Raw genomic sequence first — 15377 nt, 5'->3', positions numbered from 1 at the left:
GACGCAGGATGGCCGATTCCTCTGCGTAGTGGGGCAGTGTCGTTACTCACCGTACGAGCCGCGACAACCTACGGTCAGCGAGGGGCTTGCCGCCGGTCTGACAGGTGGCGCAGTACTGGAGGCTGGAGTCGGCGAACGAGACCTCGCGGACGGTGTCGCCGCAGACCGGACAGGGCTGCCCGGTCCGGGCGTGCACCTTCAGGCCCGAGCGCTTCTCGCCCTTCAGCTCGGCCGCCTTCTGCCCGACCGACCGGCGCACCGCGTCGCCGAGCACCTCCCGGGTGGCCGCGTGCAGGGCCGCGAGTTGGTCGTCGGTCAGCCGGTGGGTCAGCGCGAACGGCGACAGCTTCGCCGCGTGCAGGATCTCGTCGGAGTACGCGTTGCCGACACCGGCCAGCACCGTCTGGTCGGTGAGCACCCCCTTGACCTGGCCCTTGCGGCTGCGCATCCGCTCGGCGAAGGTCGCCGGGTCGGCGGCGAGGGCGTCGGGGCCGAGCCGGGCCACCCCGGGCACCGCCGCCGGGTCCGCCACCAGGTAGACGGCGAGGCTCTTCTGGGTGCCGGCCTCGGTCAGGTCGAAGCCGGAGCCGTCGTCGAGGCGTACCCGCAGGGCGACCGGGCCCTTGCCGGGGCGCAGCGGGGCGGCGGACGGGAACGCCTCCCGGTAGTGCAGCCAGCCCGCCCGCGCCAGGTGCACCACCACGTGCAGGTCGCCGTCGAGCACCACGTCGAGGAACTTGCCGTGCCGGCGGGCGTCCACCACGGCCCGCCCGGCGGCGGCGGTCGGTGCCGGGTCGTACGTCTTCAGGGCGCTGATCGCGGCGACCTCGACCCGGTCGACGCGCCGCCCCACCGCGCGCTCGCGCAGGTAACCCGCGAGCGCCTCAACCTCCGGTAGTTCGGGCACCAGCCAACGGTAGCCTTCTTTCCCGTGAGCGCGAGGAATGAGCTTGCGAGTCCCGCAGTCGCGAACGAAAGGCAAGCTCCGTGAGAATCGTGGTGGCGCACAACCGGTACCGGGAAGCCCAGCCGTCCGGTGAGAACACGATCGTCGACGCGGAGATCGCCCAACTGACGGCGGCCGGCGTCGAGGTGCTGCCGTTCATCCGCAGCTCGGACGAGATCCCGACGATGCCGAAGACGGCCAAGGCGCTGCTGCCGATCTCCCCCATCTGGGCGCCCCGCGCGCAGGAGGACCTGAGCCGGCTGATCACCGAGCACCGGCCGGACGTGCTGCACCTGCACAACCCGTACCCGTTGATCTCGCCCTGGGTGGTGCGGACCGCGCACCGGCACGGCGTGCCGGTGGTGCAGACGGTGCACAACTACCGGCAGGTCTGCTCCTCCGGGCTCTACTTCCGGGACGGCATGATCTGCCAGGACTGCCGGGGCCGGGCGCTGGGCGTGCCGGCGATCGTGCACCGCTGCTACCGGGGCTCGCGGGCGCAGAGCGCGCTGATGGCGACCACGCTGGCCGTGCACCGCGGCACGTGGCGCTCGGTGGACCGGTTCATCGCGCTCACCTCGGCGGTCGCCGACCACCTGCGCGACTACGGCATCCCGGCCGGGCGGATCGTGGTCAAGCCGAACGCGATCCCCGACCCGGGCCGCCCCGCCCCGCTGGGTGCGGGGTTCCTCTTCCTCGGCCGGCTCTCCCCGGAGAAGGGGCTGGACCTGCTCCTGGACGCCTGGCGGCGACACCCGGACGGGACGCTCGGCCCGCTGCGCATCGCGGGCGACGGCGAGTTGCGCCCGCTGGTGGAGGCAGCGGCCGCGGACCGGGCGGACGTGACCTTCCTCGGGCCGCTGGACCGGGCGGGGGTGCGCGCCGCACTGGAGGCGAGCGCGGTGGTGCTGGCCACCTCGACCTGGCACGACGTGCTGCCCACCGTGATCATCGAGGCGCTCGCCGCCGGCCGCCCGGTGCTCGGCACCGCGCTCGGCGGCATCCCCTACCTGGTCGGCGCGGACGCCCCCCGCGAGCCCGCCGGCACCGGGCCGGCCGCCGTCGCCTCAGCCGTCGCCGGGGACGGGCCGGCGGCCCTGCCGGTGGGTGCGCGGCGGGGCGAGGCCGGCTGGGTGGCACCTCCCGAGCCGGCGGCGTTGGCCGCCGCCCTGCCGGTGGCCGCCGCCGGGGCCGCGGCGCTGGCGCCGGCTGCCCGGCTGCGCTACGAGCGCACCTTCCATCCCGACGTGGTCACCAAGCAACTCCTCGACATCTACGCCGGTGTCCTGCGCACCGGCACGCCGGCCGGCCGCTGAGCCGGCCGGCGTTCCGGTCGGCCGCTGAGCCGGATGGCGTTCCGGTCGACCGCTGAGCCGGCGGCGCTAGGTCGGCTTCTGAGGGTGCCGGCCCTCGGTCGGCGCTGAGCCGCTGTCGCTCCGGTGGGACGCGGAGCGTGCCGGTGAGCCGGTCGGCCGTCACTCCACGTGACTGTCCGTCAGGGAGCGGCTTGCGTCACTGAGCGTGACTGCACTCGCTCTCGTGTGGTGTCCTATATGTCACCTTAGTTGTCACACAAGCCTGTTGAGCAGCGTCTTCGCCATGATCCGCGTTTCCGCCCCGGTGGCCACTCGCCGACGCTTTGCTCTGCACCCACCGGCGCACCAGCTACTGCACGTGTCCGGTGCGTGGATGGGTGCAGAGCAAAGCGTGCGGTGCGGGAAACCGGTGAGTGCCGCGACACGCGCATGACGATCACGGAGGGTGACTGGCCGGTGCCCGGTGCCCGGTGCCCGGTGCCTGGTGCCCGTTGCCCGGTGCCGGGCACCGGGCCGGGTGTTGGTGGCAGCCGGGCGGACCGGGAGGTGGTCGGATGTTCCCCTCAGCGCAGCGAGGCGCGGGCGGAGAAGGCGATGCTGGCGAGCAGGAAGCCGCCGTTGACGATCGTGAAGGCGACCATCACCCAGAGGGCGAGGGCGGGGGCGAACATCAGCACCAGGGCGGCGGCGAAGATCACCGCGCCGTAGTCGCGGACCAGCTTCACCAGGCGTACGGGCAGCGAGGTGGAGGTGACCATGCTGGCCGCGTTCGGGCCGGCATGCATCACCGAGGTGACCAGGTTGACCATCCAGGTGCCGGCGAAGATCGCGACGAGCCAGCTCGGCGTCGACGGCTCCTGCGCCACCGCCGTCGCCGCCAGCGCGGCGACCAGAGCGATCTGGGCGGCCACGTCGCAGAGCACGTCGACCCGGGCGCCGGCCGCGCTGCCCTGCCCGGTCACCCGGGCGAGCTGACCGTCGGCGCAGTCCAGGGAGTACGCGACCTGCCAGCCCACCAGGGCGAGCAGACCGACCGCCCAGGCCGGCACCTCGCCGGCGGCGACCCGACCGGCGAGCGCGACCACGGTGATCGAGGTGGCCAGGCCGAGCACCAGGTTGAGGATGGTCAGCGCGGTCGGGCGCAGCCCGAGGCGCTGGGCGACGAGCGCGAAGACCGCGCCCAGCCACTGGCTGACCGATTCGCTGAACAGGCCGCCGCCCCGGTTCACCCGGTGGAAGTCGGCGACGGTGGGGCGGGGCTCAGCCAAGGTGGTCGCGGATTGCACCGGCGTAGTCTGCCAGCCGCTCCCGGATCTCGGTAGACGACATCGCCAGGTGTTCGAGGATGGTGTAGCGGTCCGGCCGGGTGGCCGGCGCGAACTGTACCGCCTCGACAAACTGGTCGTCGGTCAGCTCGACCTCGGCCGGCAGGCGCGGCAGCCCGTGCCGCGCCAGGCAGGCGGACATCGCTACGAACCGGCGCTCGTCGCCGCGCAGGAACGTGCAGAACAGCGCGCCGATCCCGGCCAGTTCGCCGTGCGACGCGGTGCCGGGGAACAGCGCGTCGATCGCGTGCATGATCTCGTGGCAGCCGCCGCTGCACGGTCGGCTGGTGCCCTCGATGGCCATCGCCAGGCCGCTGGAGATCAGCGCGTCGGCCAGCACCGTGACGAACCCGTCGTCGCTCATGTCGCCCGGGTGGTTGAGCACGGCCTCCGCGCCGGCGCGCGACAGCGAGGCGGCCAGCCCGTCGACCGGCTCGCCGCGTACTCGCCGGGCCAACTCCCAGTCGGCCAAGGCACTGATGTTGCTGACCACGTCGCCGATGCCGGCGCGGTTGTGCCGCTCCGGCCCGGCCTCGACGAAGTCCAGGTCGACGATCACCGCGATCGGGATGTGCACCCCGTAGGAGCCCTTCAGGCCCTCGGTGATCAGGCTGGCCACCGGGGAGGCGATGCCGTCGTTGGCGAGACTGGTCGCCACTGAGACCATCGGCAAGCCGCGCCGGGTGGCAGCGTACTTGGCTACGTCAATCGTCTTGCCGCCGCCGATGCCGACGACCGCGTCGTAGGACCGGTGCCGTAGCTTCGCCCCCAGGTCGTCGGCGGCGTCCAGCGTCCCTCCGGCGACCGTGAACACGTCCGCAGAGCGCAGCGACGGCCGGATCAGCTCGGCGATCCGCTCGCCCTGCCCCGGCCCGACCACCACGGCGACGTCGCCACCTGCGGAGATCCGGCCGTCGGACAGGATCGACGCCAGGTCGGCCACCGCGCCCCGGCGCACGTCGATGTGCAGCGGGGTGAGGACGCTACGGGCTAGTAGCGGCACGCGATCTCCCGCGCGCGGGCCAGGTCGGCGTGGTTGTCGACCTCGACCCAGGAGACGTCCCCGATCGGTGCCGCCCGTACCTCGCCGCCCCGGTCGGCGAACTCCTGGTAGCCGTCCTCGTAGTAGAGGTTCGGGTCGCGCCGCCAGGTCGCCTCCAGCGCGTCGGCGAGGGCGTCGGCCACCTGCGGCTCGATCAGCGTCGCGCCGATGTACTCCCCGTACGCCTCGCCCGGGTCCATGATCTTGGTGATCCGGGTGAGCTGGCCGGCCGCGTCGAAGGTGGTCTTCATCTCCTCCTCGGCCAGCGCCTTGATCGTGTCGACGGCGAGCAGGATGCCCGGGCCGCGCTCGGCCAGCAGGGTCTTCTCCACGCTCACCGGGTGCACGGTGTCGCCGTTGACCAGCAGCACGCCCCGGGCGAAGTGCTCCCGGGCCAGCCAGAGCGAGTAGGCGTTGTTCCACTCCTCGGCCTTGTCGTTGTGCACCAGGGTCAGCGTGACGCCGTACCGCTTCTCCAGATCGGCCTGCCGCTCGCGTACCGCGTCGGCCGCGTAGCCGACCACGATCACGATCTCGGTGAGCCCCACCTCGGCCAGGTTCCCCAGCGCGATGTCCAGGATGGTGGTGTCACCGTCCACCGGCACCAGCGCCTTCGGCAGGGTGTCGGTGTACGGGCGCAGCCGGCGCCCCGCCCCGGCCGCGAGCACCATCCCGATCATTGAGGCGTCCTCCCTCGTACGACTCCCGGTCACCGCTGGAGGATAGCGCCGCGTGACGGCGCCGCTGTGACCAACCGGGTCAGCCGGGCAGCGCCGCCAGGTCCGCCAGCATCACCAGCCGCTCCTCGGCGGTCAGCACGGTGTACGGGCCGGCCGCCCGCCGGTCGGTCTCCAGCTCGATGGCGAGCTGCTCCGGCCCGGGCGGCAGGGCGGCGACGCTCGCCGCGGTGTGCCCGGCGGCGGTCCAGGCGGCGGCGTGCGCGTCGGCCCGGTGGTAACGCAGCGTGCCCAGCCGATTGAGCAGCAGCACACCGGGCGGGGTGCCGTCCGGCTCGTACGGCGGCGCCATCGCGGCGAACGCGGCGCCGTCGTCGGCGTCCTCCTCCTCGGCGAGCACCAGCGCGTACGCGAGCACCCGGCCGAGCGCCTCCACCAGCCGGAGCACGCGGTCGTCGTGCCCGGCCCAGAGTTCCCTGGTCACCTCGGCGTGCACCTGCCAGATCCCGGCGAGGAAGGCCAGCCCGCGTTCGGTGGCGGAGAGCCCGCCGTCGGGGCTGCGGTGGATCATCCCGTACGCCACCTGCTTGTCCAGGGCCCGCCGGCAGTCGGCCGGGTCCCGGTAGCGGGTGACCGCCGCGAACCCGGCCTCGTCGACCGTCCCGCCGGGCGCCGCGAGGCGGGTGCGGAACTCCAGCAGGAAGCCGGTGGCGGCCGGCCCGCCGTACTGCTGGCTCAGCTCCGCGCCGCCACCGTCGCGGCCGGCCAGCATGCCGGCGACGAAGGCCCGGTCGACCGCCGGGGCGACCAGGCCGGCGAACCGGTGCGGCGCCAGCTCGACGGTGTCGTTCACAGACCGATCGAACGCAGGGCGGCGAAGGCTTCCTCCGCGATCCGCCGGATCAGGCCGTCGTTGACGTCGCGGTGCTCGTCGAGCAGGTCGACCTCGTCGGCGGCGAGCCACCGGAACTCGGTGTGCTTGCCCGCCTCCAGCGTCGGCCGGGCGAGGTCGCCGTCGACCCGGACCAGCCAGTCGCTCTCGATCCGCTCCAGGCCGTCGTCGGCGACGTAGCGGTACTCCCCGACGTGGCCGAGCACGTGCGACACCGTCCAGCCGGTCTCCTCGGTCACCTCCCGGCGCAGCGCGTCGTCCACGTCCTCGCCCGGTTCCAGGTGGCCGCCGACGATGTCCCAGCAGTTGGGAAAGATGCGCCGGTCGGGAGACCGTCGCTGGACGAAGAGGCGGCCCTCGTCGTCGACGATCAGCGCGCCGGCGCAGCGTAGAGGCTCGGTGGACACGCCACGACAGTAGCGAGCGGTCGGGCGTCGCGGCGATGCCCGGTCTTGTCCCGGAAACCTCAGGAGCGGACCATGTCCCCTACCGGATGCCACCGTCCCACAGGGGTGATGCGTGATGCAGGTACGGGAAGCGATGTCCAGCGAGGTCCTCGTGGTCGGCCCGGAGCACACGCTCCGTCAGGCGGCCCGGATGATGTCGGCCCGCGGCGTCGGGTCGGCGGTCGTGATCGATCCCGACTCCGAGGGGGTCGGCATCATGACCGAACGCGACGTGCTCAAGGCCATCGGCGCCGGCCTGGACTGCGACGTCGAGCGGACGGGCGCCCACCTCACCTGGGACGTGGTCTACGCCGGGTCGGAGTGGACGGTGGAGGAGGCCGCCGCCGCGATGGCCCGGGGCGGCTTCCGGCACCTGGTGGTGCTCGACGGGCGCGAGGTGGCCGGGGTGATCTCCGTACGCGACATCATGCGGGTCTGGGCGGCCAGCCGGATGGTCGACGCGAGCTGAGCGGCCGGTCCGGCGCGGGTGTGGCCGGCCGATCGACGGGTAAGGATTCCCTGCGGGCGCGGACGGGCCGTGCCCCGCGGGGAGGCCCTCATGCGCGGCGCGGATCGGCTGGTCGAGCAGCAGTACGCGATGCTCCTGCGGCGGGACGTGGCCCGGCTGCCGGACCTCTACGCGACGGACGCCTTCTACTCGATGCCGGGCGTCACGGTGCGCCCGATCGAGCTGCCCGCACTACTGCGCACCTGGACCGGGGCCTTCCCGGACCTGTCCGTCGACCGGCTCGGGTCGGTGCAGACCGCCGGGGGCGCGGCCGTCGAGCAGCGGCTCACGGGCACCCACACCGGGGTGCTGCACACCCCGTTCGGCACCGTCGCGCCGACGGGCCGGGTGGTGAGCTGGGACGTGGTCGACGTCGTCCGGGTGCGGCACGGGAAGGTCTCGGCCTGGCGGTCCTACTTCGACTGGGGCCAGCTCATCGCGGCGCTCGGGCTGCACGTGGACGGGCTTTCCCGCGAGGCGCAGCACGACCCGCTCGGCCTTCCGGTCTGATCTGCCGCCGACCGGTTGACGCGGGTCACCCGTCCCGGTGGCTCAGGATGCGGACATCGCCGTGCCGTCGGCGCGCACCCCACCGCCTTCCGTACGCTGAACAGCCATGACCGCCGAGCAGCTGATCTCCTTCGCCCGTGGCGCTCCCTCGCTGGACATCGTCGATGTCGAGGGGCTCAAGGCCGCCGCCGTCCGCGCGTTCGACGCCGACCCCGCCGGGGTGACGGCGTACGGCACCTCCGTCGGCTACCTTCCGCTACGGAAGTGGATCGCCGAGAAGCACGGGGTGTCGGCCGACCAGGTGCTCATCACCAACGGGTCGTTGCAGGCCGACGCGTTCCTCTTCGACCACCTGGTCCGCCCCGGCGACGCGGTGGTGGTGGAGCGCCCGACGTACGACCGGACCCTGCTCAACCTCCAGCGGATGGGCGGCGAGCTGCACGGCGTCTCCATCCAGCCGGACGGCCTCGACACCGCCGAGCTGCGCAAGCTGCTGGAGTCCGGGGTGCGCCCCCGGCTCGCGCACGTCATCCCGAACTACCAGAACCCGGCCGGCGTGACGCTGAGCCTGGAGAAGCGCCGCGAGTTGCTCGATCTCGCCGCCGAGTACGAGTTCACGATCTTCGAGGACGACCCGTACGCCGACATCCGGTTCCGGGGCGAGGCGCTGCCGTCGATGCTCTCGCTCGACACCCGCAACGTCGTGGTGCACGCCTCCAGCTTCACCAAGACGGTCTGCCCGGGGGTGCGGGTCGGCTACCTGGTCGGCCCGGCGGACCTGATCGGCGACATCGCGAAGAAGGCGACCAGCCTCTACATCTCGCCCGGCATGGTCTCCGAGGCGATCGTGCACCAGTTCTGCGTCTCCGGTGACATCGAGCGCTCGATCGAGACGGTGCGCGCCGCACTCGGCGAGCGGGCCCGGGTGCTGGCCGAGTCGCTGCGCCGGCACATCCCCGAGGCCCGGTTCGTGGAGCCGGACGGCGGCTACTTCCTCTGGGTCGAGCTGCCCGAGGACGTCGAGGTCGACAGGCTCGCCCCGGCCGCCGCCGAGCGCGGGGTCGCCGTGGTCAAGGGCAGCGACTTCGTGGTCGACGGCGGGCGGCACGCCCTGCGGCTGGCGTACTCGGCGGTGACCGCCGACCGGATCGACGAGGGCGTCCGGCGGCTGGCGGAGGCCATGGCGGCCGTACGGGGCTGATTTCTGTCGGATTTCTGACAGTGCGGCGATACCGGCCGTCCCGGGTCTCCCGCCGGGGCGGCCGGTGGCCCACAATGCTGCGAGCGTCACTCACCACGTAGCGCAACTCACCGTTCGGCGCCGGCCCACGCCGCGCCCGACGACGAGATTGACCCGGCCCCCGCCGGGCGGCACGCGGAGCGACGCGAGCAGCACAACCCCCGCCCCCAAGGGTGCCGGGTGGGCCGTGTCGTCCCCTCACCCCCTGATGCGGCCCGGCCCGCCCGGCGCCACCACGGTCGATCGTCACCGCCCGTGACCGTCGACGGCGGCGTACCCTGCTAGCCGCGGCAGCGCGTGGGGAGGGGGCGTGATGACGGACCGGGGGCAGCGGGGGCGGACGGCCTCGCCGAGCGGCGGGCGGGTGCTCAGGCCCCGGGACTGGGCGGCGCCCGTGCGGGCGATGACCCGCCGGCTCAACCCCGACAACCTCCAGGGCCCCCCGACGCCGGCCGGCCCGCAGCGCAGCGCGGTGGTCGACTGCGCCCTCTACGTCGACGGCCGGCGGCAGCCCGGCGACTGGCGGTACGCCGACGCGCTCGCCGCGGCCCGCCGCGAGGAGAACGCCTTCGTCTGGCTCGGCCTGCACGAACCGGAGCTGGCCGAGATGACCGCCATCGCCGCCACCTACGGCCTGCACGAGCTGGCTGTCGAGGACGCGGTCAAGGCGCAGCAGCGCCCCAAGCTGGAGCAGTTCGGCGAGGTCAGCTTCCTGGTGCTGCGGACCGCGCGCTACTGCGAGCACGCCGAGCTGACCGAGAACTCCGAGGTCGTCGAGACCGGCCAGGTGATGCTCTTCATCGGGCCGAACTTCCTGATCAGCGTCCGGCACGGGGATGCCTGCCGGCTGGCCCCCGTCCGGGCCGACCTGGAGACGAAGCAGGACCTGCTGCTCCACGGGCCCTGGTCGGTGGCGTACGCGGTGACCGACCGGGTGGTGGACATCTACCTGGAGGTCGCCGACCGGCTGGAGGACGACCTCGACACGCTGGAGGTCGAGGTGTTCGACCGCCAGGCGAGCGGCCGGATCCAGCGGATCTACCAGATGAAGCGGGAACTGGTGGAGTTCAAGCGGGCGGTGACGCCGCTGCAACGCCCGCTGATGACGCTCACCGCGCAGCTGAACCGGGACGTGCCCGACGAGATCCGCCGCTACTTCCGCGACGTGCAGGACCACCTCAGCCGCACCGTCGAGCAGGTCAACTCCTACGACGACCTGCTCAACTCCATCCTCCAGGCCCGGCTGGCCCAGGTCACGGTCGACCAGAACAACGACATGCGCAAGATCGCCGCGTGGGCGGCCATCGCCGCCGTCTGGACCGCCATCGCCGGCATCTACGGCATGAACTTCGACGTCATGCCGGAGCTGCGGATGACGTACGGCTATCCGGTCGTGCTGGCCCTCATGCTCGCGATCTCGCTGGCCCTCTACCGCTGGTTCCGCCGCAACGGCTGGCTCTGACCGGGGGGCGGGGACGCGGAAGCGCCGGCGGCGCGGGGTGGCCCGCTCTGCCGGCGCTTTCCGGGGACCTCGGGGCGTCAGCGGCGCCCGTTGGTCTTGGCGCCCTTGCCCAGCGCCTCGGTCAGGTCGTCCGCCGGGCGGCCCGACACGTCCTTGGCGCCCTCGGCCACCGACGGGACCTTGTCCGTCGCGTGGACCGTCGGCTGTGTGCCGGGGGCGGTGGTGGAGGCGCTGTCGCCGCCGGCCACCGCCGAGCTGCCGGCGCCGGTCGGTCCGCCGGCCACGCCCGAGCCGCTCGACAGCGTCGAGGCGTCGGTGACCGGGGTCCGGATCTCCATGGTCTCGACCTCGTCGCGCATCGGTTCCAGCGTGCGGGTCGGGTCGTACTCGGCCCACTCCTGCTGCTCGCGACGGCGACGCATCGCCATCGCGGCGACGCCGGCCACCGCGCCGGCCGCCAGGAGACCGGTCAACATGGACCCGCCGCGCCGTGCGTTCTTCTTCCGGGAAGCCTTCATGTTCTTCGCCTTGACCTTCCTGGTGACCGCGGCCTGCTTGGCTGCGGCGGCCTTCCTGCCGGTGACCGCCTTGCCCGCCGCCTCGGCCTGGGCCTTGCGGACGGCCAGGGCCAGCGGCGCGAGCGCGGCGACCGTGGACGCGAGACCGCTGGAGGCGCGGTCGCGCACGATGACGGCGGTCGGCGCGACGGCGCCCCGGGCCGCCTGGACCCGCGGGCCGACGGTGGCGCCGGCGCCCTTCGCGGCGTGAGTCGCGGCCTGCCTCAGGTGACCGAGGCCCTGGTTCAGCTCCGCCTTGGCCAGCTGCCCCTGGGTCTTACGCCGCCCGATTCCAAACACGGTCCCACCTCCTGGGAGTTGTTCCTTCGTCATCCTCCACCTTCGGATGCCTCCGCACTGCCAGATCGGGCACATGGGAGGATCCGCATGGAACTGACCAACGAGTGAGGAGTACCCGTGGCCGAGGCTGTCTACGCCACCTTGCACACCAACGCTGGCCCGATCCGGCTGGAGCTCTTCCCCAACCACGCGCCGAAGACCGTCAAGAACTTCGTCGACCTGGCCGAGGGCAACCGCGAATACACCGACCCGCGCACGGGTCAGCCGGGCAGTGGGCCGTACTACGACGGCACCATCTCGCACCGGGTGATCAGCGGCTTCATGATCCAGATGGGCGACCCGACGGGCACCGGCCGCGGTGGCCCGGGGTACAAGTTCGCCGACGAGTTCCACCCGGAGCTGCGCTTCGACCGGCCGTACCTGCTGGCCATGGCGAACGCCGGACCGGGCACGAACGGCTCGCAGTTCTTCATCACCGTCTCGCCGACGCCGCACCTGAACAACCGGCACACCATCTTCGGTCAGGTGGCCGACGAGCAGTCCGCGAAGGTCGTCGACTCGATCGCCAACACCCCGACCGGCCCGAACGACCGGCCGCTGCAGGACGTCGTCATCGAGCGGGTCGAGATCGAGCGCTCCGCTGCCTGAGCCGTCCGCGAGGTACCTTTGCCCACATGACTGAGCGCTCCGAAGGTCGGGACCGGTTGGCGGGCCGCGCGGCCCGCGTCGGCGGGCGGGCGCGGTGAGCGAGTCGCCGCCGGTCACCCCGGTCTGCTACCGGCACCCCGGCCGGGAGACGTACGTCCGGTGCACCCGCTGCGACCGGCCGATCTGCCCGGACTGCATGCGGGAGGCGTCGGTCGGGTTCCAGTGCCCGGAGTGCGTGGCGGAGGGACGTCGTGGCGTGCGGCCGGCGCGCACCGTCTTCGGTGGCGGTGCCGCCGGCCGGCACGGCTATGTCACCAAGGCGCTGATCGCGCTGAACGTGCTGCTGATGCTGCTCTCCATCGCCTCGGACCCGGGCGGGGACGCGGCGGTCGGCGGCTCCGGCTTCGGCGGCCTGATGGGCGGCAGCACCCCGCTGACCGACTGGGGCGCGGTGCTCGGCGGCGCGATCTTCCCCGACGGCACGGTCGGCGGCATCGCCGAGGGCGAGTGGTACCGCCTGGTCACCGCGATGTTCCTGCACTACGGCGTGGTCCACCTGCTGCTGAACATGTGGGCGCTGTGGGTGCTGGGCCGGTCGCTGGAGGCCAGTCTCGGGCCGCTGCGGTTCGGCGTGCTCTACCTGGTCTCCGGGCTGGGCGGAAACGTCGCCGCCTACCTGTTCAGCGAGCAGAACCAGCTCACCGCCGGCGCGTCCACGTCGATCTTCGGCCTCTTCGCCGCGCTGGTGGTCATCGAACGCAAGATGGGGCGGGACATCTCCCAGGTGCTCCCCATCCTGGTGATCAACCTGGTCTTCACGTTCACCGTGCCCGGCATCTCGATCCCCGGGCACCTGGGCGGGCTGGTGGTCGGCGGGCTGGTGGCGCTCGTGTTCGCGTACGCCCCACGGTCCCGGCGGACGCTGGTGCAGTTCGCCGGCGGCGCGGTGGTCGTGGTGGCGCTGCTCGGCCTGGCGCTGATCCGCACCGCCGTCATCCTCGGCGGCTGACCGTCCGCTCGGTCGTGCCGCGCGGGACCGACCGGCGGCGGGCCGGCGGCTGACCCGCCGCTCAGCGCGGGCGGGCCTCGTGCAGGGCCTCGGCCACGTCGGCGGGGTCGGCGCCGAGGTCGAGGCGGCCGAAGAGGTGCAGCGACTCCCCGGCGTCGATCTCCAGCACCTCGCTGGTCAGGCCCAGCCGGGCGCGGCGGTCCACGGTGACCCGCTCGACGGCCGGCCAGGGCAGCCGGCGGCGACCCGCGAAGCCCCGGACGACGGTGACCCCCTCCGGGTCGACCGCCAGCCGGACCGGCGCCACCAGGTCGCGCGCCGCCCAGCCGGCCAGCGCGGCGGCCGCGACCACGGCCAGCCCCAACTGGACCGGGTCGCCCTCGTCGAGGAGCAGTGCGAGCGCGAGCAGCGCGACCGCGCCGGCCAGCTTGAGTGCCGGCAGGGTGGCCGGCACCCGCCACTGGTGGACGGTCGGGGACGGGTCTGGGCGCATCCGTCCAGGATGCCAGCGCACCCCGGGGGAGGACGGCGGCCCGCCCAGGACGTAGTATCGGTGGCAGCCGAAGTTACCGGGGAGTAGTCATGAGTGACGCAGTCATCGTCGGCGCGGTACGCACCCCGGTGGGGCGGCGCAAGGGCAGCCTGGCCGCCGTGCACCCGGTCGACCTCTCGGCGCACGTGCTGCGCGCCCTCGCCGAGCGCACCGGGATCGACCCGGCCCAGGTCGACGACGTGGTCTGGGGCTGCGTCTCCCAGGTCGGCGACCAGTCGTGGAACATCGCCCGCAACGGCGTGCTGGCCGCGGGCTGGCCCGAGTCGGTGCCCGGCACCACGCTCGACCGGCAGTGCGGCTCCAGCCAGCAGGCCCTGCACTTCGCCGCCGCCACCGTGCTCTCCGGCCAGGCCGATCTGGTGGTCGCCGGCGGCGTCGAGTCGATGACCCGGGTGGCCATGGGCTCCAGCGGGGCCGGCGGGATGCCCTTCAGCGAGCAGCTCCGCGACCGCTACCGGGGCGTCGAGGGCTTCGCCGAGGACGCGCCGCTGCCGTTCAACCAGGGCGTCGGGGCGGAGCTGATCGCCGCGCGCTGGCGCTTCTCCCGGGCCCAGCTCGACGAGTTCGCCCTCGCCAGCCACGAGAAGGCGGCCGTCGCGCAGGACGCCGGCGCCTTCGAGGCCGAGATCACCCCGGTCGCCCTGGCCGACGGCGGCAAGTTCGTCGCCGACGAGGGCATCCGGCGGGACACCTCGCTGGAGAAGCTCGGTGAGCTGGCCACCCCGTTCCGCCCCGACGGCGTCGTCACCGCCGGCTCCGCGTCGCAGATCTCCGACGGCGCGGCGGCGCTCGCCGTCACCACCAGCGAGTGGGCCAGCCGGCACGGCCTGCGCCCGCTGGCCCGGATCCACACCGCCGTGGTCGCCGCCGACGACCCGGTCACCATGCTCACCGCGCCCATCCCGGCCACCGCGAAGGCGCTGCGCCGCGCGGGGCTGGGCATCGAGGAGATCGGGGTGTACGAGGTGAACGAGGCGTTCGCCCCGGTGCCGCTGGCCTGGCTGGCGGAGACCGAGGCGGACGCGGAGCGGCTCAACCCGCGCGGCGGCGCGATCGCCCTCGGCCACCCGCTCGGCGCCTCCGGCGCCCGGATCATGACCACCATGCTCGCCCACATGCGGGACAACGACATCCGCTACGGCCTCCAGACCATGTGCGAGGGCGGCGGCATGGCCAACGCCACCATCGTCGAGCTGCTCTGACGCCCGGCCTGCCGGGGCGGGAGCTACGCCCCGGCGGGCCGGCGCGCCACCATGTGGCCCTGCGGGGTCTTCTCGGTGCCTTCGGGCTCCTTCACGACCGTGGCCCACAGGTCGAAACCGGCCTCGCGCAGCAGCGCGGCCACCTCGTCCGGCTGCTGCCGGTACCAGTCGGCGCAGATCGGTTTGCCGAAGGCCTCGTCGAGGTGCAGGCATTCGTCGCCGACCTGGAAGGCGAGCATGAGCTGCCCGCCCGGCGCGAGCACCCGGTGGAACTCGGCGAAGACCTCGGGCCGCCGCTCCCAGGGGACGTGGATGATCGAGTAGTAGGCGAGCAGCCCGCCGAGGGAGGCGTCCGGCAGGTCCAGCGCGAGCATCGAGCCCACCTCGAACCGCAGCCCCGGGTACGTCTCCCGGGCCAGCGCGACCATCCCGGGCGACAGGTCGACGCCGAACGCGTCCAGGCCCAGTCGGTGCAGCAGGATCGTGACGCGGCCGGGCCCGCAGCCGACGTCGGCGACGGGGCCGTTGCCGTTGGCCTTCACCGCCTCGGCGAAGGCGGCCAGCAGCGCGCGGTCGAGGGGTCTCTCGTCCATGTCCGTGCGGAGCCACTCGGCGTAGTCGACGGCCATGGTGTCGTAGGAGTCGCGGGTGGCGGCGAGGAACGAGGCGTCCGGCATGGCGGTGAAGGGTAGCCGTCCCCTCCGCCGGCCGCGATGATCATCGCCGGGACCGGCGGGGCGTGTC

At 73.3% G+C, this 15377-nt stretch carries 17 protein-coding genes; 8 read left to right on the top strand and 9 right to left on the bottom strand.

The genetic code is table 11. The features are described from left to right. Positions 1-46 precede the first annotated feature (46 nt). Positions 47-907 (bottom strand): Fpg/Nei family DNA glycosylase, encoded by an 861-nt coding sequence (locus tag ACGF5G_RS06005; protein ID WP_393259400.1) that lies wholly within the window; start codon positions 905-907, stop codon positions 47-49. A gap of 80 nt (positions 908-987) precedes the next feature. Here ACGF5G_RS06005 and ACGF5G_RS06000 point away from each other — a divergent pair, with 80 nt between their 5' ends. Further along, on the top strand, positions 988-2262 hold the full coding sequence (locus ACGF5G_RS06000) for a glycosyltransferase (RefSeq protein WP_393259398.1): 1275 nt from the start codon (positions 988-990) through the stop codon (positions 2260-2262). Between the two features lie 563 nt (positions 2263-2825). Here ACGF5G_RS06000 and ACGF5G_RS05995 read toward each other — a convergent pair. From ACGF5G_RS05995 to ACGF5G_RS05975, 5 genes are all read right to left on the bottom strand, one after another. Next, positions 2826-3548 carry a CDP-alcohol phosphatidyltransferase family protein gene (locus tag ACGF5G_RS05995; RefSeq protein ID WP_393259396.1) on the bottom strand — a complete coding sequence of 241 codons (723 nt, stop codon included), beginning with the start codon at positions 3546-3548 and terminating at the stop codon, positions 2826-2828. Beyond that, positions 3523-4590: an iron-containing alcohol dehydrogenase family protein gene (locus tag ACGF5G_RS05990; RefSeq protein WP_393259394.1), complete on the bottom strand. Its 1068-nt coding sequence runs from the start codon at positions 4588-4590 to the stop codon at positions 3523-3525. Before ACGF5G_RS05990 ends, ACGF5G_RS05995 begins: the two co-directional genes overlap by 26 nt. Further along, positions 4578-5309 (bottom strand): sugar phosphate nucleotidyltransferase, encoded by a 732-nt coding sequence (locus tag ACGF5G_RS05985; protein WP_393260612.1) that lies wholly within the window; start codon positions 5307-5309, stop codon positions 4578-4580. The genes ACGF5G_RS05990 and ACGF5G_RS05985 overlap by 13 nt, the downstream gene beginning before the upstream one ends. A gap of 79 nt (positions 5310-5388) precedes the next feature. Then, complete coding sequence (locus ACGF5G_RS05980; RefSeq protein WP_393259392.1) at positions 5389-6159, bottom strand: hypothetical protein; 771 nt, start codon at positions 6157-6159, stop codon at positions 5389-5391. Then, positions 6156-6605 (bottom strand): NUDIX domain-containing protein, encoded by a 450-nt coding sequence (locus ACGF5G_RS05975; protein WP_350682518.1) that lies wholly within the window; start codon positions 6603-6605, stop codon positions 6156-6158. The genes ACGF5G_RS05980 and ACGF5G_RS05975 overlap by 4 nt, the downstream gene beginning before the upstream one ends. 115 nt (positions 6606-6720) lie before the next feature. Between ACGF5G_RS05975 and ACGF5G_RS05970 the strand changes: the two genes are divergently transcribed. The 4 genes from ACGF5G_RS05970 (at position 6721) to corA (ending at position 10364) form a co-directional block, all read left to right on the top strand. Continuing rightward, complete coding sequence (locus tag ACGF5G_RS05970; protein ID WP_393259390.1) at positions 6721-7113, top strand: cyclic nucleotide-binding/CBS domain-containing protein; 393 nt, start codon at positions 6721-6723, stop codon at positions 7111-7113. A 90-nt stretch (positions 7114-7203) separates the two neighbouring features. Beyond that, positions 7204-7662 (top strand): ester cyclase, encoded by a 459-nt coding sequence (locus tag ACGF5G_RS05965; RefSeq protein WP_393259389.1) that lies wholly within the window; start codon positions 7204-7206, stop codon positions 7660-7662. 106 nt (positions 7663-7768) lie between these two features. Beyond that, positions 7769-8863 (top strand): PLP-dependent aminotransferase family protein, encoded by a 1095-nt coding sequence (locus ACGF5G_RS05960; RefSeq protein WP_393259387.1) that lies wholly within the window; start codon positions 7769-7771, stop codon positions 8861-8863. Between the two features lie 352 nt (positions 8864-9215). Next, positions 9216-10364 (top strand): magnesium/cobalt transporter CorA, encoded by a 1149-nt coding sequence (gene corA, locus ACGF5G_RS05955; protein ID WP_393260610.1) that lies wholly within the window; start codon positions 9216-9218, stop codon positions 10362-10364. A gap of 77 nt (positions 10365-10441) precedes the next feature. On the opposite strand, the gene ACGF5G_RS05950 is transcribed toward corA, so the two are convergent. Further along, positions 10442-11254: a hypothetical protein gene (locus ACGF5G_RS05950; RefSeq protein ID WP_393259385.1), complete on the bottom strand. Its 813-nt coding sequence runs from the start codon at positions 11252-11254 to the stop codon at positions 10442-10444. Positions 11255-11338: 84 nt separating this feature from the next. Between ACGF5G_RS05950 and ACGF5G_RS05945 the strand changes: the two genes are divergently transcribed. Continuing rightward, positions 11339-11869 carry a peptidylprolyl isomerase gene (locus ACGF5G_RS05945; RefSeq protein ID WP_350682508.1) on the top strand — a complete coding sequence of 177 codons (531 nt, stop codon included), beginning with the start codon at positions 11339-11341 and terminating at the stop codon, positions 11867-11869. A 94-nt stretch (positions 11870-11963) separates the two neighbouring features. Further along, a complete protein-coding gene (locus ACGF5G_RS05940) occupies positions 11964-12878 on the top strand; it encodes a rhomboid family intramembrane serine protease (RefSeq protein ID WP_393259383.1) in 915 nt (304 codons plus the stop codon). A 61-nt stretch (positions 12879-12939) separates the two neighbouring features. Here the strand turns inward: ACGF5G_RS05940 and ACGF5G_RS05935 are convergent, their stop codons facing one another. After that, complete coding sequence (locus ACGF5G_RS05935) at positions 12940-13371, bottom strand: PH domain-containing protein (protein ID WP_393259381.1); 432 nt, start codon at positions 13369-13371, stop codon at positions 12940-12942. 89 nt (positions 13372-13460) lie between these two features. Here ACGF5G_RS05935 and ACGF5G_RS05930 point away from each other — a divergent pair, with 89 nt between their 5' ends. Next, on the top strand, positions 13461-14633 hold the full coding sequence (locus ACGF5G_RS05930) for a thiolase family protein (RefSeq protein ID WP_393259379.1): 1173 nt from the start codon (positions 13461-13463) through the stop codon (positions 14631-14633). Positions 14634-14656: 23 nt separating this feature from the next. Here the strand turns inward: ACGF5G_RS05930 and ACGF5G_RS05925 are convergent, their stop codons facing one another. Then, positions 14657-15310 carry a class I SAM-dependent methyltransferase gene (locus tag ACGF5G_RS05925; RefSeq protein WP_393259377.1) on the bottom strand — a complete coding sequence of 218 codons (654 nt, stop codon included), beginning with the start codon at positions 15308-15310 and terminating at the stop codon, positions 14657-14659. Between the last annotated feature and the right edge of the window lie 67 nt (positions 15311-15377).

This window comes from Micromonospora sp. NPDC047730 (genome assembly GCF_043204765.1).
In the GTDB taxonomy this organism is placed as follows: Bacteria; Actinomycetota; Actinomycetes; order Mycobacteriales; family Micromonosporaceae; genus Micromonospora.
The sequence above is the reverse complement of the archived record's forward strand: the minus strand, read 5'-3'. Positions and strand labels throughout refer to the sequence as shown.

Coding starts and splice junctions, on each gene's coding strand:
- ACGF5G_RS05970 (WP_393259390.1), top strand. CDS start 6,721: ATGCAGGTACGGGAAGCGATGTCCAGCGAGGTCCTCGTGGTCGGCCCG.
- ACGF5G_RS05930 (WP_393259379.1), top strand. CDS start 13,461: ATGAGTGACGCAGTCATCGTCGGCGCGGTACGCACCCCGGTGGGGCGG.
- ACGF5G_RS05950 (WP_393259385.1), bottom strand. CDS start 11,254: ATGACGAAGGAACAACTCCCAGGAGGTGGGACCGTGTTTGGAATCGGG.
- ACGF5G_RS05925 (WP_393259377.1), bottom strand. CDS start 15,310: ATGCCGGACGCCTCGTTCCTCGCCGCCACCCGCGACTCCTACGACACC.
- ACGF5G_RS05960 (WP_393259387.1), top strand. CDS start 7,769: ATGACCGCCGAGCAGCTGATCTCCTTCGCCCGTGGCGCTCCCTCGCTG.
- corA (WP_393260610.1), top strand. CDS start 9,216: ATGACGGACCGGGGGCAGCGGGGGCGGACGGCCTCGCCGAGCGGCGGG.
- ACGF5G_RS05985 (WP_393260612.1), bottom strand. CDS start 5,309: ATGATCGGGATGGTGCTCGCGGCCGGGGCGGGGCGCCGGCTGCGCCCG.
- ACGF5G_RS05935 (WP_393259381.1), bottom strand. CDS start 13,371: ATGCGCCCAGACCCGTCCCCGACCGTCCACCAGTGGCGGGTGCCGGCC.
- ACGF5G_RS05965 (WP_393259389.1), top strand. CDS start 7,204: ATGCGCGGCGCGGATCGGCTGGTCGAGCAGCAGTACGCGATGCTCCTG.